Here is a 25,236-nt window from a genome sequence, read left to right on the forward strand (position 1 = left end):
TCAGCGGGCACCGGGAAAGCCCAGCTGACGCCAGCTTTCGTAAACAAAAACGGACACTGCATTCGACAGATTCATGCTGCGGCTCTGCGGCAGCATCGGAATACGCAAGCGTTGCTCCGGGGGCAGACTCTCGATTATCTCGTTTGGCAAGCCTCGGGTCTCCGGGCCAAACAGCAGTATATCCCCAGCGGCAAAACGGGTATCCGATGGATACTGTTGTCCCTTGGTCGTGCAGGCATAGACCCGGCCGTCACCCAGTTCGGCCAGGCAACTGGCCAGATCCGCATAGCGCCTGACATCGGCAAACTCGTGATAATCGAGGCCGGCGCGACGCACTCGCTTGTCATCCCACGCAAAGCCCAGCGGTTCAATCAGATGCAGTCGATAGCCGGTATTGGCACACAGGCGGATGATGTTGCCGGTATTTGGCGGAATTTCTGGTTGGAACAACACGATATGCAGCATCCTGACCTCGGAACAGCGCAGATGGGACGGCAAGGATACCCAAGCTGACGCGACAGGGGAATCCCGCTCGTGCACGGGGATTGTCCTTGAGACGGCAACGGGTATGATAGTGATCCTTTTCACACTCGCAGGCAGGATGCCTGCTGTCTGTCGGGGAAGAGACAGTGACTACCCATTCCTATTCCCGTCTGGTGACGTTGGCCGGTCTGGCCTCAACCGCCACGGCCGGAATTTTGATCATCGCCAAGCTAACGGCCTGGCTGCTGACAGGTTCATCCAGCCTGTTGGCCTCGCTGACCGATTCGCTGATGGATATCAGCGCTTCGTTGATCAATCTGTTCGCCATCCGCTATGCCCTGGCGCCGGCGGATGATGACCACAGCTTTGGCCATGGCAAAGCCGAGTCGCTGGCCAGCCTGGCCCAGGCGGCCTTTATCACAGGCTCGGCCCTGGTCTTGGTGATGAATGGCTTCTCGCGCCTGATTGCGCCGGAGCCAATGCGCAACATCGATCTGGGGCTGTGGGTGACGGTGGGTTCCTTTGTCCTGACGCTGGTGCTGGTTCTGATCCAGGGCTATGTGGTGCGTCGCACCAACAGCCAGGCAGTGAAGGCCGACCGACTACATTATCAATCCGATCTGCTGTTCAACGCCGGTGTGCTGCTGGCGCTGGTCCTGTCAGCCTGGGGCTGGCTGTGGGCAGACGGTCTGTTCGCCATGCTGCTCGGGCTCTATATCCTCAAGGGGGCCGTCGAGATAGGCTATGAAGCGGTGCAGACGTTGCTCGATCGTCAATTGCCGGATGAAGAGCGGGCGCAGATTGAACAACTGGCCATTTCGGTGCCGGGGGTCAATGGCGTGCATGATCTGCGTACCCGTCAGTCAGGACAAATGAAGTTCATCCAACTGCATCTGGAGCTGGACGACCAACTACCGCTGGTTTACGCCCACGCTTTGGCGGATCAGGCGGAAGCCGCCATTCGTCAGATGTTCCCGCAGGCCGATATCATCATTCACATGGACCCGATGTCTGTGCTGGCGACCGAGGCTCCCGAAGAGGGGGCCAGGGTATTACACTCTCAAGGATGATCTATGAGCTGCATCAAGCAAGTAACGTGGGACAAAATCCGCGACGAGGCGACACAGATGATCGCCGAGGAGCCGATGCTGGCCAGTTTCTTCCACTCGACGATTCTGAATCATGAGTCGCTGCGCTCGGCACTGAGTTTTCAGCTGGCGAATAAGCTGGGTAGTGCCGTCATGCCGGCCATGGTATTACGCGAGGTGATCGAGACCGCGCTTACGGCACAACCCGAGATCCTCGATGCGGTGGCGGCGGATATCTGCGCGGTGAAAGATCGCGACCCTGCGGTGCGCTACTACTCGACACCCTTGCTCTATCTCAAAGGCTTCCATGCACTGCAGGGCTACCGTGTCAGTCACTGGTTATGGAATCAGGGACGTCGGGCGTTGGCCATCTTCCTGCAAAACCAAATTTCAGTAGTGTTCGGCGTTGATGTCCACCCGGCCGCTCGAATTGGTCGCGGCATCATGTTTGATCATGCCTCGGGCATCGTCATCGGTGAAACTGCGGTGATCGAGAATGACGTCTCTATCCTGCAAAACGTCACGCTGGGTGGTACCGGGAAAGAACATGGTGATCGTCATCCGAAGATTCGGGAAGGGGTGATGATTGGCGCTGGCGCCAAGGTGCTTGGCAATATCGAGGTGGGATGCGGCGCCAAGATTGGGGCTGGCAGCGTAGTGCTGCAGGCGGTGCCGCCGCACACCACAGTGGCTGGGGTTCCGGCCCGCGTGGTGGGGACCCCGGGTTGTGACAAGCCGTCCCTGGACATGAATCAGGGGCTGTAAGGCCACAATGGCCGTCGGCCGTGTCATGCGGCGCAGACAGGCCTCTTTGCATGGGAGTCCTGATGTGAGTCGCGCTCTGGCTGGCGTGCTGATCCTCTGTATGTGGCTGGCCGATCTGGGCCACCTGTATCTGGGCTGGAGCCAGTGGCCAGCGGCCGCGCTGGCCTGGGGGGCGACTGTGCTGCTTGGTCCTTTTCTCGACCCTGCGGCACGACGGCAATGCCTGATCCTCTATCTTTGTGCACTTCTGATGCTGGCCGTGGCGTTGCTGCAGGGTGCCCGGCTCTCCTGGTCCAGCCTGTTGCTACCGAACATCGACATGGTGACCCTGTTTGCTGCCGTCAGTTGCCTGAACCTGGCGACACAGGCGTTGGCGCGCTCCTCCGGCACCGTCACCGGTTGGCGTGGGGTAGTGAGTACCCTCGCTGCCGTCAATCTGCTCGGGGCAGTCATCAACATGTCGGTGTTGTTTGTCGTCGGCGATCATCTGGCCAGAGATGGTCGGCTGGAGCGGCGGCAGGTGATCATGCTCAGCCGAATCTACTGCTGTGCCGCGTTCTGGTCGCCATTCTTTATTGCCATGGCCGTCGCCATGACCTACGCCCCGGGCATGGTGTTCAGTGCGCTGTTGCCGCTGGGGCTGCTCGGGGCCCTGGCGGCGATGGTCTTGACGGCGCTCGAGGTCGGCCGCCTGGGGATGAGTGGTTTCGAGGGGTATCCGTTACGCCTGCGCACCTTGTTGTTGCCGGGCACGCTGGCGCTGACGGTATTGCTGGGGCACTTGCTGTGGCCTGATTTGAGTATCGTCGGCATCATTGCGTTAACGGCTCCGGTGATCTCCCTATTGCTGATGCCGGCGACCGGTCGTCGGGCGGCGCTGCGTCGGCAAGTTACCGAACGTTTTCCTGCGATGGGTAGCCAAATCGTGCTGTTCCTCGGTGCCGGGCTGCTGGCTGCCGGGATTAATGGCTTGACCCAAATCTGGTCCCCGGCGCCGTTGCTGTCCTGCTTTAGTCACTATGGGGTACTCGAGGCCGCATTGACGCTGGCGCTGATACTGCTCATCGCCTATTTCGGCGTTCATCCGATCATCACGATCTCCTCTCTGGCGCCGCTGTTGTGGCATTTGCAACCGGATCCGACCCTGCTGGGGCTGACCTTTCTTCTGGCGTGGGGGCTAGCCACCGGTGCGACGCCGTTGTCGGGAGCGAACCTGGCGCTGCTGGCCTGTTACCGGGTGCGAGCTCGGGATCTGTTGTTTTGGAATCTGGGCTATGCCGGGCGGATGTGGCTGGTCTGTGTCGGGTTATTTGCGCTCTATCTCTGGTGGTATTGATGCGCAAAGCAGCAACCGGATGCCAGATCCGCTGGCAAAGCGGCTTGCAGCCTTGTTGCCTCTGGCGGCACGGGGTATTCTGGTGGCTCGAGCCTCGGGCAAGCCCCGAAACAGATCAATGAGACCATGGGTATGACTATGTCGCTTGAAGTACTGGAACAACTGGAAGCCAAGGTGCAGACCGCGGTGGATAACATTGCGCTGCAGAAGATGGAAATCGAAGAGCTGAAAGCTCAGAACCAACGGCTCAAGGATGAGAACCAGCAACTGCGTAACGATCATCAAGCCTGGCAAGAGCGCTTGCGCGCCCTGCTTGGCAAGATGGATCAGATGGCGGACGCAGTCTGAACCGCGACAGCTGAAATAGCACAACGCCGGCTCGAGCCGGCGTTGTTATTTGTTGCCCTGGCAAACTCAGTCGAGATCCAGCGGCTCTGGTGACAGAATGATGCCGGTGGTATCGGCGTACAGATGGTCATCAGGCAGGAAGGTGACACCACCGAAATTGACCGGCAAATCGGTTTCGCCGACATCGCTGTCATCGGCACCCACCGGGATTGATGCCAGCGCCTGGATGCCGATATCCAGCTCACCGAGCGCATCGACTTCGCGTACGCTGCCGTAACAGACGATCCCTTCCCAGCCATTCTCGGTGGCTGTCGTCGCCATCTCGGCATCCAGCAGGGCTCGACGCAGTGAGCCACCGCCGTCGATCAACAATACACGTCCGATCCCGTTCTCTTTGACGAGTTCGTTAATCAGACCGTTGGCTTCGAAACACTTGACGGTGGTGATGACGCCGCCGAAGGAGTTCCGGCCGCCGTAGGAACTGAACATGGGTTCGACAACGTCGACCAGATCAGCGTAGGTGTCGCAAAGTTCAGACGTATTGTATTCCATGGCTTGTTACCGAGGTGGATACAGGTGGCACAAGTATAAGGAGAGGCGGGGGCTTTTCAAAGCAAAACCCCCGCAGGGTGCGAGTGATATCGCGATTTGACGTGGCAGTGGGTGCCGGGGTCAAAGAATGTAGCGGCTTAAATCCTCGTCTTCGATCAGGGCACCGAGGTGCGCGTTGACATAGTCGGCATTGATGACATGCGTCTGGCCGGCATGGTCTGCCGCGCTGTAGGAGATCTCCTCCATCAGGCGTTCCAATACGGTATGCAGGCGGCGGGCACCAATGTTCTCGGTCCGCTCATTCACCTGCCATGCGGCTTCGGCAATGCGTCGGATGCCGTCGGTGGTGAAGTCGACGGTCACCTGCTCGGTGGCCATCAGTGCTCGGTACTGGGCCGTCAGCGAGGCATTCGGCTCCGTCAGAATGCGCTCAAAATCATCGGTGCTGAGGGCACTGAGCTCGACGCGGATGGGCAAACGACCTTGCAACTCGGGGATCAGATCGGACGGTTTGGCAATCTGGAATGCGCCAGAGGCGATGAACAGAATGTGGTCTGTCTTGACCATGCCGTGCTTGGTGTTGACGGTGCAGCCTTCAACCAATGGCAACAAGTCACGTTGCACCCCTTCGCGGGATACGTCGGGCCCACTTGACTCACCCCGTTTGCAGATCTTGTCGATCTCGTCGATGAACACGATACCGTTGTTTTCGACAGCATGAATCGCCAGCTCCTTGAGCTCCTCGGGGTTGACCAGCCTGGCGGCTTCTTCGTCGATCAACTGTTGCAGCGCATCGCGGACCTTCAACTTGCGCTTCTTGGTCTGGCCCTGCCCCATGTTCTGGAACAGGCTCTGCAATTGATTGGTCATCTCTTCCATGCCGGGGGGGGCCATGATCTCGACACCCATCTGCGGTGCTGACAGCTCGAGCTCAATCTCTTTGTCATCCAGCTCTTTTTCGCGCAACTTCTTGCGGAAGATCTGGCGGGTGTGGCTGTTGTCTGCTTTTTCATTACCCCAGCCTTCACGTGGTGGGGGTAACAGGGCATCCAGAATCCGCTCTTCGGCCGCTTCCTCGGCGCGATAACGGTTCTTTTCCACCTGCTGTTCGCGCACCATCTTCATCGCCATATCGGTCAGATCGCGAATGATGGAGTCCACCTCCTTGCCGACGTAGCCCACCTCGGTGAACTTGGTGGCTTCAACCTTGATGAAGGGGGCATTCGCCAGCTTGGCCAGGCGGCGGGCAATTTCGGTCTTGCCGACCCCGGTCGGGCCGATCATCAGGATGTTCTTCGGGGAGACTTCCTGGCGCAGGGCCGGCTCCAGCTGCATGCGGCGCCAGCGGTTACGCAGGGCGATGGCCACGGCGCGCTTGGCGTCGGCTTGGCCGATAATGTGGCGGTCCAGCTCGTGGACGATCTCGCGGGGGGTCATCTCGGACATGTTGGTTCCTCGGATACCGGAGTACGGGCCGCTCAAGCGGTGGCGTAATCCAGCACCTCAATGATGTGGTTGTGATTGGTGAAGACGCAGATGTCACCGGCGATGGTCAACGCCTTGCGGACGATCTCCTCGGCATCGAGTTCACTGTTTTCCAGCAGGGCGCGGGCGGCGGCCAGGGCATAGTTTCCCCCGGAACCAATGGCAATCAGATCCTGTTCCGGTTGTACGACATCGCCGTTCCCCGTGATGATGAACGACTTGTTGGCATCCGCGACGGCCAACAGCGCCTCCAGACGCCGCAAGGCGCGGTCGGTGCGCCACTCTTTGGCCAGTGCCACGGCGGCGCGTTCCAGATTTCCCTGGTGGGCCTGTAACTTGGCTTCGAACCGTTCGAGCAGTGTAAACGCATCGGCAGTACCACCGGCAAAACCAGCCAGGACCTTGCCTTGATACAGGCGGTGAACTTTGCGGGCATTACCCTTCATGACGGTGTTGCCAAGAGAGACCTGGCCGTCGCCGCCGATCACTACCCGGCCGTTGCGCCGGACCGATACGATTGTAGTCACGGTGATACCTCGTTTGCTGCGGATGAATGTGCCGGCGTCGAGCACCGGGGCATGTCAGCAGTTATGGGGGTGTCAGGGAAGGTTTTCAAGGGCACAGCCCGGAATGCCGGCTCCCGACGCAGATGCTGCGGCGTGATCTGCATTATTTCCGGCAGTATGTGTTCTGCTGTGGATAGGGAATTAGAAATGTGACAACAAATAAAAACGGGATTTAAATCATCCAATTAGCTGAAGTCGTTGTCAGGTGACAACGAATTAGCCGGTGTACCGAGGCGATATTTAGCGCCGCCTGTCATCGTTAGCAGGGGATAAGACAAATAGCACCACCGGCCACAAGCCAGGGCGGATTACCCAGCCGTCATGGCGGCCGGTCGCCTTGCTCCAGGACGCCGTCAGCCCCTATGCGAGGGCAGGCGGCAGCCGCGCCACCTGCAATTGGTCTCAATAGGTGCTTTATGCCGCCTGGGCATGAGGGCCGGTGGCTTATTTCATCCAGATGGTACAGTTGTCGACCAGATGTTTGGCCTTCATTGCCGCCCGCTGGCTCTCGGCTTCCGCCTTGCTGGCAAACGGACCCAGGATCACCTTGTACCAGGTACTGCCGTTGACCTGTCCCTGCTGAACTTGGGCGCTGTGCCCCTGGAACGCCAGACGTAGCTTCATCGATGCCGCCTGATCGTTGGTGCGGAAGGCACCACACTGCATCAGATAACCCCGGCCGGCCGGCGCTGTGCTGGCTGCCGGCGTGGCGGTCGGTTGTTCGCTGACCGGTTGTCCGGCCAGCAGCGCCGCCGCACGTTCGGCATCGCTTTGCGGCAATACGGCCGCCCCGCTTTGTTGCTGGGCTTTGAGTCGAGCCTGTTCCAGCTTTTTCTTTTCGGCCTCAGCCTGCGCCAGCAGGCGTTTTTGCTGCTCAGGGTCGACGCTAAAATCGGTCGGTTCCGCGCCGCTGGGCAGTTCGACATTGACCTCCTTGTTCTCCAGCAAGGTCATGTAGTCGAACTTTTCTTTGGCGGGCCGCTGGTCTTCGATCGGGATCGGTTTGGCCTGCGGCGCGGCGGCCGGTTCTGGCTTGGGTTCGCCGGCGCTGCCCTTGAGAATGTAGAGGAAGACGCCGAAACCGATCAGCAGTACCAGTGCCAGTACGGCACGGAACACCGGAAATGGAGCCCGTGCCGGCTGCCGGCCAGGACGACTGGCCGGTTTGCGTTTGGGACGTGCAGGGCGAGCCTTGCGGACGTAATCCTGACTCATGTTACATGCGCTCCAGAACCTGGATACCCAGCAGATCCAGACCCTGGCGCAGCACCTTGGCGGTGGCATCGCACAGTGTCAGGCGGCTGGCCTTCAACTCGGCGCTGACGCCGTCCTTGTTGATCGGGCAGGCCTCGTAGAAGGTCATGAACAGCCCGGAGAGCTCATACAGGTAGGTACACATCAGGTGCGGCATGCCCTTGGCGGCAACAGCCTGAACCGCATCGTTGAATTGCATCAGCTTCTGCGCCAGCGCCTCTTCGGCTGGGGCGTCCAGCACAACGGCACCCGGTCGGGCGTCAGCGCCGGCACGACGGAAGATGGACTGGATGCGGGTGTAGGCATACTGCAGGTAGGGGGCCGTGTTGCCCTCGAACGCCAGCATGTTGTCCCAGTCGAAGATGTAGTCGGTGGTTCGGTTCTTCGACAGGTCGGCATACTTGATGGCACCCATCGCCACGGCGTGCACTACGGCGGCCTGTTCGTCGGCCGCCAGGTCGCTGTTGCGACTCGCCATCAGGTCGCGAGCACGCTGCTCCGCTTCATCCAGTAACTCAGCCAGTTTGACGGTGCCACCGGAGCGGGTCTTGAACGGCTTGCCATCCTTGCCCAGCATCATGCCAAAGGCGGCGTGCTCCAGCGAAACCTGCTCCGGGACATAGCCGGCCTTGCGGGCTATGGTCCAGGCCTGCATCAGATGCTGATGCTGACGGGAGTCGATGAAATAAAGCACGCGATCGGCACCCAGCGTCTCGACGCGGTACTTGGCACAGGCGATGTCGGTAGTCGTGTACAGATAGCCACCATCCTTCTTGCGGATGATGACGCCCATGGTCTCGCCATCTTTACCTTTGTATTCGTCGAGGTAGACCACCAGGGCGCCATCGTCTTCGACGGCCATGCCCTTGGCCTGCAGGTCGCTGACGATCTGCGGCAACATGGGGTTGTACAGGCTCTCTCCCATCACGTCTTTGGCGCTCAGGCTGACGTTCAGGCGATCGTAGATGCGCTGGTTCTGCGCCATGGTCAGATCGACCAGCTTCTTCCACATGGTGCGGCAATATTCATCGCCACCTTGCAGCTTGACGACATAGCCACGAGCGCGCTCGGCAAAAGCCTCGTCTTCGTCGTAGTGCTTCTTCGCCTCGCGATAGAAGGCTTCCAGATCCGCCAGTTCCATATCACTGGCGTGCTCGTTCTCCATCTTCTCCAGATAGGCGATCAGCATGCCAAACTGGGTGCCCCAGTCGCCGACGTGGTTGGCACGGATCACGGTGTGGCCGAGGAACTCCAGCGTGCGCGTGGCGGCGTCACCGATCACGGTAGAACGGATGTGGTGAACTGCCATCTCCTTGGCAACGTTGGGTGCCGAGTAGTCCACCACTATGGTTTGTGCGGGGATTGCAACCTTGACACCGAGACGCGGGTCGGCGGCCAGCGCCTGTACCTGACGCGCCAGCCATTGGCTGTCGAGGTAGAAGTTGATGAAGCCGGGACCGGCGATCTCGACTTTGGCCACCCGTTCGGAGTCCGGCAGCGCATCGATGATCATCTGGGCCAGTTCACGCGGATTCTTACCGGCCGGCTTGGCCAGCAGCATTGCCAGGTTGGTGGCCAGATCACCGTGAGCCTTGTCTTTGGTGTTGTCCACCTGAATGCGGGGGGCGACGTCGGCCGGTACCACGCCCGCGGCGATCAGGTTGGTCACACACTGCTCCAGCAGCTGGTGAATATGCTCTTTCATCTCGGTCCACCCAATTAAAAACACATGCTGTACGAAAAATCGAAGGGCGGAAATTTTACTCCGAATAGCGGCGGCTGACTACCTTCCGACCGCAGATGGGTGTTGGCCAACTTTATGCTTGCTGTCGGGATGATTCTGTTGCCGTAGCGATCCGGCGGTCGTCATCGACCGTAATGCGTGATAGCGAAGCACATTAAGGAGGATCTATGCGTCTACCCCTGTTTCCGCTGTCGATCCATCTGTTTCCCGGCGGCATCATTCCACTGCGCATCTTTGAACCGCGGTATCTGCGGATGCTCACATTGAGTCAAACGAACGGTTTTGGCCTCTGCCTGCTGGGGCGAACGCGAGATGATGGACAGACGCCGATGCTGTCATTAGGCACCCGAGTGGAAGTAATTGATTTTAATCAGCTTGAAGATCAGACCCTGGGCATCACGGTTCGCGGTATCGAGCGCTATCGGCTGAGTCAAATCGAAGTCGAAGACGATGGTTTGCTGTTTGGCGAAGTCAACGCCTTACCAAATTGGACGATCACCGAGCTGGCTCCGGAGCAGGATGTGCTGGCGCGCAGGCTCGGTGAGCTGTTTGCCGAGCACCCGGATTTTGCCGCGTATTACCCGCAGCCTGAATGGTCGAACGCCTGCTGGGTCGCCCAGCGCTGGTTAGAGGTATTGCCATTGGCAGGAGAAGAAAAACTCCCGTTGCTGGAGAGTTCCGATTGCAGTGATGCGTTGCGTTTCTTGATGGAGGTGGTACACGAGCCGGTGCGGTCGCATTAACCGGGACACTGCAATTTGCAGCTGCGGGTTATGCATTTTGCAAAATGCACGCAGTGATCCAGCCGCAGATCGGCAACGTAGTACAGAAGATCCTGTTGTGAAACGGAGACGCAGATGGGGCAGAGTACAATCGGGTATACTGGCGAGACCGTCATCCACTCATCCCGGAGTCCGATGCGTACTGCGTCCGAAAGCTCTGAACAGGATCTCAAGCAGATGACCGACTGGCTCACCGCCGTGGCGCAACAACGGTGTCGTGATGCTTATCGGCAGCTGTTTCACTATTTTGCACCCCGGATCCGTGCCTATGGTTTGCGTCACCTGCGCAGTGAGGCGCAGGCCATGGAGCTGGTCCAGGATACCTTGCTTGCTGTCTGGCAGAAGGCCCACCTTTATGTGCCAGAACGAGGTACCCCCTTGACCTGGGTCTTCACGGTCATGCGTAACCAGTGTTTTGACATGTTGCGTCGGCAAATGAACAGCCGGGAACAATTGCTGGCCGAGGATCTGTGGCCTGTGCTCGAACCTGTCGATGGTAGCCAACAGGATGAGCGGGGGGAGCAGCAGATCCTGGCGCGGCAGTTAGCTCATTATGTCCATCTGCTGCCTGCGGCGCAGCAGGAGGTGGTGCGCGGTGTATATCTGCAGGAGATGACTCTGCAGGAGTTGGCTGATCGGCTGCAGGTTCCGCTGGGGACCATCAAGTCCCGTTTACGGTTGGCGCTGGAAAAACTTCGCGAGCAGGTAGGTAAGCAAGATGATTAGTTACCATCCCGAATCTAGCTGGCTGCGCGCATTTGCCGCAGGAGAGCTGCCACCGTCACTGGCACTGGCGGTGTCGGTACATGTCGAGTTGTGTCCGGTATGCCAGCGTCATCTAGCGGCACTGGAAGCAGAGTTGGCGAGCCTGGCCTTGACTGAGCCTGCGCTAGAGCCCGAACTCGAGGCCCCTGGCGGACCAGATTGGGATGCCATGCTGGCTGCCATCATGGCCACGCCGCAGGGCGTGGGCAAACCCTCGGCCCAGGCTTGTCCGCCGCTGCAGGTCGACTGGCAAGCGTCGGCCATCGCGCTGCCGCGCGCCATGCGTCATCTGGTGGTGCCAGAGTGGCAACAGGTGGGGAAGGTGGCGCGAGCCCGGCTCGATATTGCCGCCAGTCAGCATGAACGCACCAGCCTGCTGTCGATCGCCCCGGGGGCGGTGATTCCTGAACATACGCACAAAGGCTACGAGCTGACGCTGTTGTTAGCCGGTGACATGACGGATGCAGAAGGGACGTATCGTGCGGGTGATTTTCTGCTGCTGGATCGGCGACACGAGCACAGCCCCTCGACCCACGCCGGTTGTCTGTGTCTCACCGTGTTGGATGCGCCGGTGCACTTTACCCGCGGCTTGCCGCGGTTGCTGAACGGTTTCTCCGGACTGCTGTACTGACGGAGCTACGTAGCGGTTGCGAATAGCGGATCACCCATTACAGACGCAGGGTATCGTTCCACTGAGCCTCAGTGTCAAGGATGGGGGGTTGGCACCATGGATAGGTTTACCGCGTCTTAGCGTGTGCCACCTGGCCACTGTCGCATCATCAGGCGCAGGTATTTAGAACAGCTCCTGTGGGTCGACATCCAGTGACCAACGCACCAGCTTGGCGGAGCTGAGTCCCTCCAGAGGCGGCAGCCACTGTTCCAGACAGCGGGCCAGCCCCGCTCTTTGACCTGCTTGCAGCAGCAGTTGCATCCGATACTTGCCGGCCCGGCGTTCCATCAGGGCGGACACCGGCCCTATGCACAAGACACCCGGGTGCAATGGCCGCAACTGTTGCATCAGGCCGGCTGCCTCGAGCATGAAATGTTCTACTCGTTCACGCTGTACTGCTTCGGCCCGCAATAACGCCTGAAAACTGAAGGGGGGCAATCCCAGGGCTCGCCGTTCGTCGAGGCAGGTCCGGGCGAAATGGCCATAACCGTTGTGCACCAGATCTTGCAACAGCAGATGTTCCGGATGATGGGTCTGCAGCACCACCAATCCCGGTTTACTGGCCCGTCCGGCACGCCCTGCGACCTGAGTGTAGAGCTGGGCCAACCGTTCGGTGGCGCGAAAATCCTGTGAAAACAGGGCACCGTCAACATCCAGCAGGCCGACCAGCGTCACGTTGGGGAAGTGGTGCCCTTTGGCCAACATCTGGGTACCGATCAGGATCTGGTAGTGTCCATCCCGGATCCCCTGCAGATGACTCTCCAGCTCACCTTTACGCCGGGTGCTGTCTCGGTCGATACGCACAGTGCGCCATTGAGGAAACAGCTCGGCCAGCGCGCTCTCCAGTTGCTCGGTGCCGATGCCGGTACCCACCAGCTCATGACTGCCACAGTGAGGACACTGGTGCGGGATGGCGCGTTGGCTGTCACAGTGATGGCAATGCAGACGGCGGCTGCCTTGATGCCAGGTATAGTAGGCGTCACAGCGCTCGCAGCCGGCAATCCAGCCACAGTGATGACAGAGCAACGCCTGTGCATATCCGCGCCGGTTGAGAAACAGCATCACCTGATTTCCCGCCTGCAGATGCTGTCGCATCACTTGCTGCAACTGCGGTGAGACGCCAGCGACCAGAGGCACATGCTTGATATCCAGTACCTCCTGTCGTGCCGGTTGTGCGCCGCCAGCCCGACGGGTGAGTGTCAGCCGCTGGTATTTACCTGTGCCGACGTTGTGCAGCGACTCCAGCGACGGGGTGGCCGAGCCCAAGACCACGGGGCAGGACTCGAGTCTGCCGCGCAAGATCGCAAGATCGCGGGCATGGTAACGGAACCCTTCCTGCTGCTTGAAGGAGGCATCATGTTCCTCGTCAATCAGGATCAGCCCTAGCTTGCGGAAAGGGGTGAACAGTGCGGAGCGAGTGCCGATCAGGATGGCGGTGTCACCGCTGCGACAGGCGAGCCAGGCATCGAGTCGTTCCCGATCGTTCATGGCCGAATGCAGTGTCAGGACAGGGGCGGCGAAGCGCCGCCGAAAGCGTTTCAGGGTCTGAGGTGTCAGGCCGATTTCTGGCACCAGCACCAGCACCTGCTCACCGCGCGCCAAAACCGGAGCGATCAATTGCAGATAGACTTCGGTTTTCCCGGAGCCGGTGATGCCTTCCAGCAAGAAGGCGGCAAACTCGCTCTGGGCCTGGTTGATCGCCGCTACCGCCAAGGCCTGTTCGGTATTGAGCTGGTGGCGGTCATCGGCGTGCTCGAGCAGGGTATCGCGCCAGTCTTCCTGCATGGCGAGCAGATCCACCTTTTCGGCGAGCCCCTTCTCTGCCAGCCGTTGCATCACACTGCTATCGATGCCTTGTTCGCGCAGCTCGGCCGCACTCAGGGGGCCATCTTGCAATAGTTGCATCGCCTGTTGCTGGCGTGGGGCCCGGGGGATGGCGGGTGGCATGCTGCCATCACACAGACGCCAGCTTTCCAGCGGACGCCGTAAGGCCGGCTCGCCCTGGCGCAGCAGGACAGGCAGCGCGTTGTCGATCACCTCGCCGAGCGGGTGCTGGTAATAACGGGCGCTCCAGTGCAGTAACTGCCACAATGGTTCGGGAAACAGCGGCGCCAGATCGAGGTGCGAGTCGATTACCCTGAGCCGATCTCTGCTGATATCACTCTGTTGCGGATGCTCTATGACGATCCCCAGCAGTGACTGCCGGCCGAATTGCACGCGGACGCGGCTACCGATCGCGGGCCTGGGAGGCGGCGCAAGGTAGTCGAAGGCGCGGCGCAGCGGGAGAGGTAGCGCGATGCGTAGTAGGTGCAACTCGGTTTCGGTGGTCACGGCTTGTCTGTTTTTTCTGCGATCGGGCTTGCGACTGAGGGGATCGATCCTATATTATTCGCACCCTTAAAAACATCCGTTTCAACTCGTGTGGTGTTCGGCGTGAGGCTGGATGGCGACACGGCCTACTATGCAGAGGTTCTCCATGAAAGAAGGTATCCACCCAGAGTACAAGCTGATCAACATCAAGTGCTCTTGCGGTAACGAATTCCAAACCCGTTCTACCGGTTCTGATCTGAGCCTGGACGTTTGCTCCTCTTGCCACCCGTTCTTCACCGGCAAGCAGAAGATCGTTGACACCGGCGGTCGTGTTGATCGTTTCAACAAGCGTTTCGGCGCGCTGGGCACCAAGAAGTAATCGCCCTGACGATCGAAAAAAGCGCCCCACGGGGCGCTTTTTTTATGTCTGCATATCAGTCGGATGGTAGATAACGTGATCGGATCGTTGCGGGGAGATGTTGCAGTTCGGCGGCGATCCAGTTGTCAAAACAGGTCAGCATTGAGTTGGCAGCCTCGTGATCCCAGTGCGCCAGTAGCGTGGCTGCGGCTTCAAATGTGGATAGGCTATCGGCACGAGGTGCCTTGCGAATAAGGTAGCCGGACGCCCGCATCGGCGTCAGCTTGACCCGGGGCAAGGTGAGCAAGAGCGGATGGCTGTGCAGCAGGCGCAAGCTTTGACGCCAAGTGCCGTCCAGGAGAATAAAACAATATTCGCGACCGGCAGGGGCAGGGGCCAGCGCAGCCGGCGTCTGCGCCGATTCCCCGGGATAAACCAGGATGCAGTAGCGGCCTGGGTCGCGCAGCAACTCATCAAGCTGGTTATGTTGGCTAAAATCCTGCGTGGTCCAGCACAGCACTTGTGGCAGGCAATGTCTCAGTAAGGGGACCGTGTTCTTGGCGGTGCCCGCTTCACGGTGATCCTGCAATACAACCAGTGGCCACGGCAGTGAATGCCGGTGAACATGGCGACAAAAACAACGGTTTTGCAGTTGCTGGCACTGTGGACAGCGCGGCCGGTGTATCGTTTGTGTCATCTGTAGTGCTACCGGCAATAGTATTTATCTGAATTGGACTCGAACAGCCCTTGTCTGGTGAGGCAACGGGGCTATGATCGTGGAATCATACCTGATGCAACCTCATAGCCTGCATCATCAAGGAGTTTCTATGTCTGAACTGCGTCAGCAAGCGCTGGATTATCACGCTTTCCCGGTGCCAGGTAAAATAGCGATACAACTAACCAAGCCGGCTGAGACGGCCCATGACCTGACGTTGGCCTACAGTCCCGGTGTCGCCGAACCGGTACTCGAGATTGCAGCGAACCCAGACGAGGCCTATCGCTATACCGCCAAAGCCAATCTGGTTGCGGTGATCACTAATGGCACCGCTATTCTCGGACTTGGCAACTTGGGCCCTTTGGCAGCCAAACCGGTGATGGAGGGCAAAGCACTGCTATTCAAGCGCTTTGCCGGCATTGATGCCATCGATATCGAGGTGTCTCATCGTGATAACGACGATTTCATCCGCACTGTCGCCAACATTGCCGACAGTTTTGGCGGCATCAACCTGGAAGATATTAAGGCTCCGGAGTGCTTTGTCATCGAACGGGCATTGATTGAGTGTTGCGATGTGCCGGTATTCCACGATGATCAGCACGGCACCGCTATCGTGACTGCGGCCGGTTTGCTCAATGCGCTCGAGATTCAGGGCAAGTCATTACCCGATGCGCGTATTGTCTGTCTTGGCGCCGGTGCAGCAGGGATCGCCTGTATGGATTTATTGATCGCCTGTGGTGCCCGTCGCGAGCATATTTTCATGATTGATCGTCATGGTGTTATCCGTTCCGAGCGTACGGATCTGAATGGTGAGAAACCACGTTTCATCAATGATAGCGGCCCGCGGACCCTGCATGAGGCCATGCAACAGGCCGACGTGTTTGTCGGCGTATCGGGCCCGGACTTGGTTTCCGATGCCGATGTGGCGGCGATGGCGCCACGCCCGGTGATCTTTGCCTGTTCCAATCCTGATCCGGAGATTTCTCCAGAACGGGTACGCGATGTGCGTAGCGATGCCATCATGGGGACGGGACGATCTGATTATCCTAATCAAATCAATAACGTACTCTGTTTCCCGTTCTTATTTCGCGGCGCCTTGGATGTTCGTGCCCGCCGTATCAATACCGAGATGAAAAAAGCGGCCGTCGATGCGCTGCGCCTACTGGCACATCAACCGGTGCCGATTGAGGTGCAGGCAGCGGCAGGCGTTACGGATCTGACATTTGGGCCGGACTATGTGATTCCCAAACCGATGGATCCCCGGTTATTACCTGTTGTGGCACGCGCAGTGGCTCAAGCCGCCGTCAGTTCGGGGGTGGCTCGTCTAAGCCTTCCTGATCGATATCGTTAAGCCGTCACAGTCAGCAAAACGGCGCCTGATGGCGCCGTTTTGCTTTGATTACATCTGCGACTGCAAGTAGTTGGGCAAACCAATCAGATCGATGAGGCGTAGTTGTTTCTCGAGCCAATAGGCGTGATCGTCTTCGGTATCGTCCAGTAGCTGCTCCAGAATCTCGCGCGTTTGGTAATCCTGCTGTTGTTCACACAGCGCTATGGTGGTTCGCAGCGCCGTGACGACGTCGTATTCGAGCTGCAGGTCATTCTTCAGCATTTCGGGCACATCCTTGCCGACGTGAATCGGATCGCGCGTCGTCAGATCAGGTGTGCCTTCAAGGAACAGGATGCGTTCAATCAGCGCCTTGGCATGGCTTTTCTCGTCATCGAACTCATGTGCAATGCGTTCGTATAACTTGTTGAGCCCCCAGTCCTGATACATCTCGGAGTGGATAAAGTACTGATCCATGGCAGAGAGCTCGCCGGCCAGCAGACGGTTGAGGGCAGTAATGACTTCCGGTTGACCTTTCATCGGGATCTCCTTACTCGAGCATACTTTGCAGATAGTTAGCGAGGCCGGTGCTGGCGATCAACTGTTGCTGGGTTTCAAGCCAGTCCACATACTCCTCCTCTTCTTCCAGAATGTCCTCCAGCAGGTCTCGGCTGACATAGTCCGCGGCCTGTTCACACTGGGCGATGGCCTGTTTCAATAACGGTATCTGCTCCAGTTCGAAAGTCATGTCACAAGCCAGACGCTCTTCCGGGGTTTCACCGATCTTGAGGTGACCGAGTTGCTGAAGGTTAGGCAGCCCTTCCAGGAACAGAATCCGCTCAATCAGGGCATCGGCCTGTTTCATGTCCTTGATGGATTTCTTGTAGGCGCAATCATTGAGTTTCTTCAATCCCTGGTGGCGCCATAGCCTGGCATGCAGGAAGTACTGGTTGATACTGGTCAGCTCGCTGGTCAGTACACGATTAAGAAACTGTATGACTTGTTTGTCTCCTTGCATCTTGCCTCCTCACATACCCACAAAAGCAGTAACAGAAATTCAACATTTCAACTTAAGCACTGCACACCGTTTAAATAAAGTGAAAAGAGGTGATTGAGGTGGAAATTTGCTGGGAAAATGAGCGCACAGACTTGCCTTTGCAGGCACTGATAATTATTATCATATGATAATCGTTATCAGGAATGCGCCATGTATATCTGTTTGTGCCAGGGCGTAACGGATCGCGACATCACTGACTTGTTGCAACAGGGTGGGGTTGGCATGCGACAGTTGCGTCAACAATTGAAGGTGGGATCCCAGTGCGGGCGTTGTACCTGTACAGTGCGACAGATGGTGAATAGCTTCTATCAGATCGCAGAACCCGGGGAGTCTAGTGTGATTCCGCTGTCCTCGGCGCAGCCACCGCGACAACGTGTTGCCTGAACGGCGGGAAAAATCAGAAGCGTGCATAGAGAACGGGCGGAATTACCGCCCGTTCTCTATTGGGTTCACCCGTTAGCGCGACGGCGAAGCCAGACGCCACTTTCGACGTGGTGAGTAAACGGAAATTGATCAAATAGTGCGCAGCGAATAATGTCATGGGTAACAGTTAACGCGCGCAGGTTCTCCTGCAAGGTTTCCGGATTGCAGGAAATATAGAGTATCTGCCGATATTCCTGCACCATCGCCAGCGTCGCAGGATCCAATCCTGCGCGTGGTGGATCGACAAGAATGGTGTCACAGTCATAACTGGCCAGATCGATGCCCTCCAGACGCTGAAAACGGCGTTCCTGTCGAATGGCCTGAGTGAACTCTTCTGCAGACATGCGCAGAATCTGTACGTTTTCGATCTGATTTTCACGAATATTGAACTGGGCAGCATCTACCGAAGATTTGGCGATTTCCGTAGCCAGCACACGGCGGAAATTGGGTGCCAAGGCCAGCGAGAAATTACCGTTACCACAATAGAGCTCCAGTAGATCGCCTTTTGCCTCTTGCGTTACATCCAGCGCCCAGCTCAGCATCTGCTCATTCATCATGGCATTAGGCTGGGTAAAGCTGTTTTCTACCTGCAGGTAACTGAGCTGGCGAGTGCCTACCTGCAGGCGTTCGATAACATGATCTCGCTCCAATATCCGCTTCTGTTTATGTGCGCGGCCAACAATATCGACACATACCCCCTCTGCCCTGAGTTGCGCGCGTAACGTCTGAGCGGCCTGCTGCCAGTGATTATCCAGTTTCTTGTGATACAACAGCGAGATCAGGGCCTCGCCGCTGAGCGTGGTCAGAAAATCGACCTGAAACAGTTTGTGTTTGAGCTCGCTGACGCCGCGAACGCCGTCAAGCAGACGGGGCATCAGACGGTTGATCAGGGTGCTGGCAGCAGGAAACTGGTCAACGCGATAACGTTGCCGGGTCGCAGGATCGAACATGACATAGTAGAGGTCGTCACCGTCATGCCAGACACGAAACTCGGCGCGCATACGATAATGGTTGGGGGCCGAGGCAAAAACCTCCAGCGACGGCGCCGCAAAATCGGCGAAAAAGGTCTGCATCCGCTGCTGTTTATCTAGCAGTTGCTGCTGATATTCCTCAGGTTGACGTAACGGCGTGTACATGGTGTCTCTCGGCTTTCTCTCTGAAGGGCCGAGATTGTATGCGGCACTGCTGGATTGTCCAGAAAAAACTGGTCAAGTTTTATGCGTTCAGGCCGATAGTCTGATCAACCCGGGGTGTCGGAGCAAAGATCATGAAAGTTGAAAAGAGTCCTGAATATACGCTGCTGCAAAGGCGACAGTTAGAAGCGGCAAGCCGCCAGAATACCGCGAGTGGTGCCAACAGCCAGAGCGAAGAGGTGGCTTTGACACAGCCTGTTCGTGTTGGGCAGACGGTATTGTATGTCTCATTGAGCAAGACGTTGTCGTTTGCTGAAACATCGTTTCGGAACTCAGATAAAACCAGTGCCTCGACCAGCGATGAGGACACCGTCGAGCCCAGTGAGGATAACCCGCTGGGATTTGACTACAAGAAAGTCGCAAAAAATGTCCTGGGGTTTGTGACCGGTTATATCCGCAAAGCGCAGGCAGAGGGGGCCGATGAGGATAAGCTGAATTCGCTACTGGAGCAGGCTCGCAAAGGTATCGACAGCGGCTTTGGCCAGGCGCGGGATGAGCTCAAGGGCATGGGGTTGTTCAGCGAAGATCTGGATAAAGGCATCACCAAAAGCTACGACCGTATTCAGGATGGCCTCCAGGAATTTGAAGACGAGTTGTTTGGCAAAGGTGATGAGACGCTAGACGACGCGAATGCTGTGGCGCAAACGACTACGCCTGCGGATGGAAAAGCGCAGACCGGAGGAGTCAGCTCCTTGCTGGATGTGGCGCTGGGTAATCGGAATCAAGCCAGTGTCGATCTGGTCACCAAGGACGGGGATAAGGTCACCATACGTTTTGATGACAAGGAGAGCTGGCGTTATCAACAGTCAACAGGAGTACAGCGCAAGGCGCTGGCGGCCTATGGTTCCACCGAACGTAGCACCGGCAGTGAGGCGGGCAATTTCAGCCAACGTCTTGGCGGTAGCCAGAACAGTAGTAGCTTCTATTATTCTCACACCTCCTCATTCAGCTTTGCGGTGGAAGGGGAACTGAATCAGGATGAGCTGGGCGCCATTGGTTCAATTGTCGAGCAGATGGGATCGCTGGCCGATCGTTTCTTCAGCGGTGACATAGAGGGTGCGCTTGAACAGGCTAAGTCATTCAATCTGGACGATCGTCAGGTAACCTCACTTGCGCTTAATTTGCATCAACAGCAGACATTGACTGCCGGTGTGGGTGAGCAACATAAGACTGCTTCCAACACGGCAAGCGATAACGCCGATGCAGTGCAAAGCAGTAGCGAGAGTGAAACGGCAGATAGCGGCATGGCAGGGAGCGATTTGTCGACTTTGGTTGGGCCTTTCGCCGACTATCTGCAGCATCTGCAACAGATGATTGAGCAAGCCAACACCCTGTTCGATCCCGAGGCGCAGTCCGCCTTGGGTGTCTGGATGCTGAATCAACGTGACGAGTCTGTTGAACAGGGGCAATCCTTCCTCGATTTCAATGACCAGCTTCAGGAGATGATGCGTCAGCTGACTACCGCCTGAGTGTCAATTGCCAGCCTGGTGACAGGCTGGCACACTGCCGGTTATCGATGTTAGCCGCTGGAAACATGAAATGGCCCTTTCCAAAAGCCCGGATATTCGGGAGCTGTGTTATCCCTTCATTTTTGAAAGCAAACCGACTTGCGATTACGAAATTATGACCGACGAGCTCTGTTGTCAGGTCGGCATGGTACTGGCACATCTGGGCGACGCTTGGCCATCGCTACGCGAGGACCTGCTGCATTTGCAGACACTGATCTATCATCTCAACGGCTCGGTACGCGGCAAGAATGGCATTTTCGACTCCGACATCGACTGGTTGAAGTACCGATATGACTGCTATCAGCAGGCGGTATCTGGGCGCGTCAGTGGTTTCGTGTTACCACAGGGACCCATGCCTGTCCCGGCTCTGCATCTATGTCGTTGCCAGGCGAAGAAGGTGGTGCGCATGTTGGTCCGCCTGGATGAGGCCGGAATTAAGGTACCGCCCACACTGCCGCGATTCGCCAATTTGCTGGCAAACTTCTTTTTTGTGCTGACGGTGGTCGTCAAGTCGGACCTGAATGTCCAGGAGGTTCCCTATGTCAGCATTAATTACCCTGCGCCACGTCCGTCATGACTAGTCATACCGGCGGCCTGTCCCTATAATCGCCGGGCCTGGTGCGACACGCTTAATAGGGAATCCGGTGAGAATCCGGAGCTGACGCGCAGCGGTATGGTGGGTATAAGACTGGCACGCTCGAGTTGATCGAGCAGACACTGTCCGCAAGGATGGGAAGTCGCCGGTTCATGTTGTTACCACCGAGCCCGAAGACCTGCCAGATGCCAATGCCGGTTGACAATCCGGTCACAACTGCATCGACACTACGCGAATTAGGGAATGCTATGAAAAACACACTTCTGGTGGCAGGGCTGCTACCAGTTGCGGCTATGGCCGCTTCTTCTTCCGATACGTCTCCACAACAAATTGTTGTTACGGCCACACGCTTTGCCGAGCCGGAAGCCTCGATTTTGGCTCCAGTGAATATTGTTACGCGGCAAGAGATTGACCGATTGCAAGCAAAGAGTGTTACCGATGTCGTACGCACTCTGCCGGGCGTGGAAACCATTAGTTATGGTGGCAAAGGACAAAGTAGCTCGACAGCTGTGCGTGGCGGCACTTCGTCCCAGACGTTGGTGCTGATAGATGGCGTCCGCTTCAATTCCGTCACTTCTGGCGGTGCTGACCTGAATGCGTTGCCATTGAATCAGGTAGAGCGAATTGAGTATGTGCGCGGTGCTCGGGCTTCTATTTATGGCGCGGATGCGATTGGTGGTGTTATCAACATCATTACTCGTCCAGATGCCGGTACCAATGCGCATAAGTTCTCGGCCGGCGTCGGCTCTCGTGATGAGCGCGAGGCCAGCTGGAGCAGCAGCGTGCAGGTCTCCGATGTGGGACAGCTGAAAGCGGCGGCCGGATATCAGGATGAAGAGGGATATAACGTACATCCTGTTGCAGGTATCAACGACGGTGATACGCATGGATACACGGGGTACAACGCGCTGTTGGACTATCAGCACCAGTTGAATGAGCAATGGGGACTGTTCGCTGGTGGACGGTGGTTCCGCAACAAAGCGCAATATGATAATTCATATGACAATGCTTGGGGCTCCCAGCACCAGCGCAGTGAAACTTGGTCAGACAACCAAAGCTATCAGCTGGGTGGCCGCTATCACCAAAATAATTACCAGAGTGAATTACAAGGGAACTTCGGTCGCGAGAATATCTATAACTACCCAGATGGCCAGAGCCGCAGTGAGTCCCAGAACCAGACATTCATTCGACAGTACAATGTGAGCTGGCTGCATGATCTGAATCTGAATGATGCCTGGCGTCTTGGGGCGGGAGTGGACTGGCGTAGAGAAAAGCTGGACGACGACTCAATTTCCGATGGCAATGCCTATCCAGAGGCCACTCACGGCCGGGATAACACGGGCGTATATTCGTTATTGCAGTACCAATTGCAGGCTTGGCAGGCTGAATTAAGTGGCCGCAGCGACGATAACGAAGAGTATGGCCGACACAACACATGGCAGACTGGAGCTGGCTGGCGTTTCTTGAACGATTATCGTCTTTCCGTGCGCTATGGCACCGGCTTCCGTGCGCCATCATTTAACGACTTGTACTACCCTGACCCCTATATGCCCGGCAATCCCGATCTGCAGCCTGAAGAGTCGCGCAATCGAGAGGTGATGTTGGATGGTATCACTGGATTGCTGACTTGGCGGGTGACAGGTTACCGCAATGATATTGATCAGATGATCCAATGGGCCCCGAATAGCAGTGGCTTATGGCGTCCGGAGAACGTAGGTCAGGCACGTATCGACGGCCTGGAGCTTGAAGGGGAGTTTGATACAGGCTGGTTGGCCCATCGGCTTTCTGTGGAATTCAAAGACCCGGAAGACCGCGCCAGCGGTAAACAATTACAACGCATCGCGCGACGCAGTGCAAAATGGGTCGCGCAAGGCGACTGGATGCAATATTCCGGCTCACTGAGCTGGATCTATCAGGGTGAACGCTATGATGATGCCAGCAACAGCGTAACGTTGGGTGGTTACAGCCTCTGGGATCTGGCTTTAGCCTACAAGCCGGGCGCAGATTGGAAGCTCAATGGCAAGATTGCCAACTTGTTGGATAAGGAATACGAGACTGCGCAGGGATATCCTGCGGCTGGACGTGGCTTCTACGTATCAGTTGATTACTCGTTGTAATGTCAAACGAGGAAGGAGGAGACTCCTTCCTCGCTTCGCGACAAGGGGGTATCATAACCATCCTTGCGCGGGGGAGTTTTGTGGCAAAGCATGTTCTGATTTTTGATTCTGGCGTTGGTGGATTATCTGTATATCAGGAAATCCGCCATCTTTTACCAGATATCAGTTACACTTATCTGTTTGATAATGCGAAATTTCCTTATGGAGAACTCTCCAGCGAGGAGCTGATTCCGCGTTGCTGTAGCCTGATTCAAAACCTGCTGGTGCAACAGCCCGCCGATTTAGTGGTGATTGCCTGTAATACGGCGAGTACCCAAGTGCTGCCAGCGTTGCGTAGCCTCTTGTCGATCCCGGTTGTTGGTGTTGTCCCGGCGATCAAGCCAGCGGCCCAACTCACGCGAACGGGTTGTATCGGGTTGCTGGCGACACCGGCGACAATTGCTCGCCCCTACACGGATAAACTGATTCGCGAGTTCGCCAGTGATTGTACCGTGTTACGCCTTGGCTCAACCGAGTTGGTTGTAGAGGCTGAACGTAAACTGGGTGGACTAGAAGTAGATCTGGACCGTATCACCACTATATTAGCACCTTGGCTGCAAGCACCTCGGACACCAGATGTGCTGATTCTGGGGTGCACGCATTTTCCACTACTAAAAGCAGAGCTACACCACGTATTACCCACGGCACAACTTGTGGACTCGGGCCCAGCCGTTGCGCGCCGTGTGCGTTCACAATTAGAGTTGGTAGCGGTGCGCAACGTACCGCAGATTTCCGAGAATGGGGTTGCGTATTGCAGCAAACTGGACCAGACGGCGATGCGTCTGGTGCCAGCGTTGCAATCATTTGGATTCATGACATTGCGGGAGCTGAAAATCGAGGGCCCTATCGCCATCGGTTGATGGTATCGGGTGTTTATTCGAAATTCTCTCCCTGTTCTCGTTTTTCGTTGGCCTCTCTTACCTTCAACGTCCGCTGTAGATATTCGCTTTCATTCAAGGCTGCGATGGCCTGCATAGCATCTTTTTCTGGCATCTCTACAAAGCCATAACCACGTCGTTTCCCTGTTTCTTTGTCCTTGACCAAACGCACTGACAGCACCATGCCATGCGCTGCGAACAGTTTGCGGATTGCAGCCTCGTTGGCTCGGTATGGCAAATTACCGACGTATAGTGTCTTGGCTATGCCGTTATAGATATCCGTGGATGTTGGCATTTCTGCTATGTCCCCAGATTTGGCAGACACAGTAGATGCGCTTGAATTGTTGCCGTTCGTGCTGTGGCGAACCATTTCTGGCTTGCTCACCCACGAGCTAACAACACTAGCTGCGAAAACCAGTACAGCAATCAGTACGGGTGGTAGCGATTGTAAGGATGCTAAAACAAAAGCTACGACAGCTAATACAAGCGCTACGAGCAGAATTCGAGGATAACCACTAGAAGAAGATGTACTCATCGCAATAATCACCATTTAGAAGATGGAGTATCAGTAAGCAATTTAATAAACGCAGAGGTATGTTAGTGACTTGTAGCTGCCACGGCTAATCCCGTCTCCTCTTTACGCTAGCCAGTTAACATTTTTCCTTAACGAAACAAGTGGTTCACAGTATTGGGCCGGGCAAAAAAGCACCGCCCTGTGGATTGTTCTGTTGATAATTTGTAGCCGGCCTGGGAATAAAAGAAATATTCGAATTTTTAAACAAAATTAATGTCTTTTTGCTTGCCAGCGAGGCTGATATCCCTATAATGCCGCCTCGCTGACACGGCAAGGCCCGCACTCCTCGGAGCAAGCGCCACGC

27 protein-coding genes and 1 riboswitch are annotated in these 25,236 nt (G+C 56.9%); of the genes, 14 read left to right on the forward strand and 13 right to left on the reverse strand.

Going from position 1 to position 25,236, the window contains the following annotated elements; all coding sequences use genetic code 11:
* On the reverse strand, positions 1-465 hold the full coding sequence (trmL, locus tag ACFOSS_RS05780; RefSeq protein WP_377151190.1) for a tRNA (uridine(34)/cytosine(34)/5-carboxymethylaminomethyluridine(34)-2'-O)-methyltransferase TrmL: 465 nt from the start codon (positions 463-465) through the stop codon (positions 1-3).
* A 164-nt stretch (positions 466-629) separates the two neighbouring features.
* Here trmL and fieF point away from each other — a divergent pair, with 164 nt between their 5' ends.
* The 4 genes from fieF to ACFOSS_RS05800 all read left to right on the forward strand — a co-directional run bounded on the left by fieF (position 630) and on the right by ACFOSS_RS05800 (position 4,020).
* On the forward strand, positions 630-1,553 hold the full coding sequence (gene fieF / locus ACFOSS_RS05785; protein WP_377151191.1) for a cation efflux pump FieF: 924 nt from the start codon (positions 630-632) through the stop codon (positions 1,551-1,553).
* A 3-nt stretch (positions 1,554-1,556) separates the two neighbouring features.
* A complete protein-coding gene (gene cysE / locus ACFOSS_RS05790; RefSeq protein WP_377151192.1) occupies positions 1,557-2,336 on the forward strand; it encodes a serine O-acetyltransferase in 780 nt (259 codons plus the stop codon).
* Positions 2,337-2,400: 64 nt separating this feature from the next.
* Positions 2,401-3,672 carry a hypothetical protein gene (locus ACFOSS_RS05795; protein WP_377151193.1) on the forward strand — a complete coding sequence of 424 codons (1,272 nt, stop codon included), beginning with the start codon at positions 2,401-2,403 and terminating at the stop codon, positions 3,670-3,672.
* Between the two features lie 138 nt (positions 3,673-3,810).
* Positions 3,811-4,020: a cell division protein ZapB gene (locus tag ACFOSS_RS05800; RefSeq protein ID WP_377151223.1), complete on the forward strand. Its 210-nt coding sequence runs from the start codon at positions 3,811-3,813 to the stop codon at positions 4,018-4,020.
* A 66-nt stretch (positions 4,021-4,086) separates the two neighbouring features.
* Here the strand turns inward: ACFOSS_RS05800 and rraA are convergent, their stop codons facing one another.
* From rraA to argS, 5 genes are all read right to left on the reverse strand, one after another.
* Positions 4,087-4,572 (reverse strand): ribonuclease E activity regulator RraA, encoded by a 486-nt coding sequence (gene rraA / locus ACFOSS_RS05805; protein WP_377151194.1) that lies wholly within the window; start codon positions 4,570-4,572, stop codon positions 4,087-4,089.
* A gap of 120 nt (positions 4,573-4,692) precedes the next feature.
* Entirely contained in the window at positions 4,693-6,018 is a 1,326-nt protein-coding gene (hslU, locus tag ACFOSS_RS05810; protein ID WP_377151195.1) for an HslU--HslV peptidase ATPase subunit, read from the reverse strand.
* Between the two features lie 32 nt (positions 6,019-6,050).
* The gene (gene hslV, locus ACFOSS_RS05815) at positions 6,051-6,584 is read right to left on the reverse strand and encodes an ATP-dependent protease subunit HslV (protein ID WP_377151196.1); all 534 of its coding nucleotides are present in this window, start codon (positions 6,582-6,584) and stop codon (positions 6,051-6,053) included.
* Positions 6,585-7,067: 483 nt separating this feature from the next.
* Positions 7,068-7,838 carry an SPOR domain-containing protein gene (locus tag ACFOSS_RS05820; RefSeq protein ID WP_377151197.1) on the reverse strand — a complete coding sequence of 257 codons (771 nt, stop codon included), beginning with the start codon at positions 7,836-7,838 and terminating at the stop codon, positions 7,068-7,070.
* 1 nt (position 7,839) lies between these two features.
* Positions 7,840-9,582: an arginine--tRNA ligase gene (argS, locus tag ACFOSS_RS05825; RefSeq protein WP_377151198.1), complete on the reverse strand. Its 1,743-nt coding sequence runs from the start codon at positions 9,580-9,582 to the stop codon at positions 7,840-7,842.
* A 206-nt stretch (positions 9,583-9,788) separates the two neighbouring features.
* On the opposite strand from argS, the gene ACFOSS_RS05830 reads away from it, so the two are divergent.
* From ACFOSS_RS05830 to ACFOSS_RS05840, 3 genes are all read left to right on the forward strand, one after another.
* Positions 9,789-10,364, forward strand: a complete 576-nt coding sequence (locus ACFOSS_RS05830) for an LON peptidase substrate-binding domain-containing protein (protein ID WP_377151199.1) — start codon at positions 9,789-9,791, stop codon at positions 10,362-10,364.
* 174 nt (positions 10,365-10,538) lie between these two features.
* Entirely contained in the window at positions 10,539-11,129 is a 591-nt protein-coding gene (locus ACFOSS_RS05835) for a sigma-70 family RNA polymerase sigma factor (RefSeq protein ID WP_377151224.1), read from the forward strand.
* A complete protein-coding gene (locus ACFOSS_RS05840; RefSeq protein ID WP_377151200.1) occupies positions 11,122-11,799 on the forward strand; it encodes a ChrR family anti-sigma-E factor in 678 nt (225 codons plus the stop codon). The genes ACFOSS_RS05835 and ACFOSS_RS05840 overlap by 8 nt, the downstream gene beginning before the upstream one ends.
* 162 nt (positions 11,800-11,961) lie before the next feature.
* Here the strand turns inward: ACFOSS_RS05840 and priA are convergent, their stop codons facing one another.
* The gene (gene priA, locus ACFOSS_RS05845) at positions 11,962-14,169 is read right to left on the reverse strand and encodes a primosomal protein N' (RefSeq protein WP_377151201.1); all 2,208 of its coding nucleotides are present in this window, start codon (positions 14,167-14,169) and stop codon (positions 11,962-11,964) included.
* Between the two features lie 145 nt (positions 14,170-14,314).
* Here priA and rpmE point away from each other — a divergent pair, with 145 nt between their 5' ends.
* Positions 14,315-14,527, forward strand: coding sequence for a 50S ribosomal protein L31 (rpmE, locus tag ACFOSS_RS05850; RefSeq protein WP_377151202.1), 213 nt, complete (start codon positions 14,315-14,317; stop codon positions 14,525-14,527).
* Positions 14,528-14,582: 55 nt separating this feature from the next.
* Here rpmE and ACFOSS_RS05855 read toward each other — a convergent pair whose 3' ends face one another.
* Positions 14,583-15,203 carry a tRNA-uridine aminocarboxypropyltransferase gene (locus ACFOSS_RS05855; protein ID WP_377151204.1) on the reverse strand — a complete coding sequence of 207 codons (621 nt, stop codon included), beginning with the start codon at positions 15,201-15,203 and terminating at the stop codon, positions 14,583-14,585.
* A gap of 130 nt (positions 15,204-15,333) precedes the next feature.
* Between ACFOSS_RS05855 and ACFOSS_RS05860 the strand changes: the two genes are divergently transcribed.
* Complete coding sequence (locus ACFOSS_RS05860) at positions 15,334-16,572, forward strand: malic enzyme-like NAD(P)-binding protein (RefSeq protein WP_377151205.1); 1,239 nt, start codon at positions 15,334-15,336, stop codon at positions 16,570-16,572.
* A 48-nt stretch (positions 16,573-16,620) separates the two neighbouring features.
* Here ACFOSS_RS05860 and bfr (ACFOSS_RS05865) read toward each other — a convergent pair whose 3' ends face one another.
* Positions 16,621-17,088, reverse strand: a complete 468-nt coding sequence (gene bfr, locus ACFOSS_RS05865; protein WP_377151206.1) for a bacterioferritin — start codon at positions 17,086-17,088, stop codon at positions 16,621-16,623.
* Between the two features lie 10 nt (positions 17,089-17,098).
* Complete coding sequence (gene bfr / locus ACFOSS_RS05870) at positions 17,099-17,566, reverse strand: bacterioferritin (RefSeq protein ID WP_377151207.1); 468 nt, start codon at positions 17,564-17,566, stop codon at positions 17,099-17,101.
* A gap of 189 nt (positions 17,567-17,755) precedes the next feature.
* Here bfr (ACFOSS_RS05870) and ACFOSS_RS05875 point away from each other — a divergent pair, with 189 nt between their 5' ends.
* Positions 17,756-17,989, forward strand: coding sequence for a (2Fe-2S)-binding protein (locus ACFOSS_RS05875; RefSeq protein ID WP_377151208.1), 234 nt, complete (start codon positions 17,756-17,758; stop codon positions 17,987-17,989).
* Positions 17,990-18,054: 65 nt separating this feature from the next.
* Here ACFOSS_RS05875 and trmA read toward each other — a convergent pair whose 3' ends face one another.
* On the reverse strand, positions 18,055-19,164 hold the full coding sequence (gene trmA, locus ACFOSS_RS05880) for a tRNA (uridine(54)-C5)-methyltransferase TrmA (protein WP_377151209.1): 1,110 nt from the start codon (positions 19,162-19,164) through the stop codon (positions 18,055-18,057).
* A 131-nt stretch (positions 19,165-19,295) separates the two neighbouring features.
* Here trmA and ACFOSS_RS05885 point away from each other — a divergent pair, with 131 nt between their 5' ends.
* The 4 genes from ACFOSS_RS05885 (at position 19,296) to murI (ending at position 24,340) form a co-directional block, all read left to right on the forward strand.
* Positions 19,296-20,690: a DUF5610 domain-containing protein gene (locus ACFOSS_RS05885; RefSeq protein ID WP_377151210.1), complete on the forward strand. Its 1,395-nt coding sequence runs from the start codon at positions 19,296-19,298 to the stop codon at positions 20,688-20,690.
* A gap of 70 nt (positions 20,691-20,760) precedes the next feature.
* Positions 20,761-21,306: an ATP--cob(I)alamin adenosyltransferase gene (locus ACFOSS_RS05890; protein WP_377151211.1), complete on the forward strand. Its 546-nt coding sequence runs from the start codon at positions 20,761-20,763 to the stop codon at positions 21,304-21,306.
* A 22-nt stretch (positions 21,307-21,328) separates the two neighbouring features.
* A riboswitch (cobalamin riboswitch) is annotated at positions 21,329-21,524 on the forward strand.
* A gap of 48 nt (positions 21,525-21,572) precedes the next feature.
* On the forward strand, positions 21,573-23,441 hold the full coding sequence (locus ACFOSS_RS05895; protein WP_377151212.1) for a TonB-dependent receptor domain-containing protein: 1,869 nt from the start codon (positions 21,573-21,575) through the stop codon (positions 23,439-23,441).
* 80 nt (positions 23,442-23,521) lie between these two features.
* Positions 23,522-24,340 carry a glutamate racemase gene (gene murI / locus ACFOSS_RS05900; RefSeq protein ID WP_377151213.1) on the forward strand — a complete coding sequence of 273 codons (819 nt, stop codon included), beginning with the start codon at positions 23,522-23,524 and terminating at the stop codon, positions 24,338-24,340.
* A gap of 13 nt (positions 24,341-24,353) precedes the next feature.
* Here the strand turns inward: murI and ACFOSS_RS05905 are convergent, their stop codons facing one another.
* On the reverse strand, positions 24,354-24,893 hold the full coding sequence (locus ACFOSS_RS05905; RefSeq protein WP_377151214.1) for an RNA recognition motif domain-containing protein: 540 nt from the start codon (positions 24,891-24,893) through the stop codon (positions 24,354-24,356).
* 145 nt (positions 24,894-25,038) lie between these two features.
* The coding region (locus tag ACFOSS_RS05910) for a hypothetical protein (protein ID WP_377151216.1) at positions 25,039-25,236 on the reverse strand (198 nt) is incomplete at its 5' end.

The sequence above is a fragment of the Pseudaeromonas sharmana genome (assembly GCF_042649925.1).
GTDB classification, from domain to species: Bacteria; Pseudomonadota; Gammaproteobacteria; order Enterobacterales; family Aeromonadaceae; genus Pseudaeromonas; species Pseudaeromonas sharmana.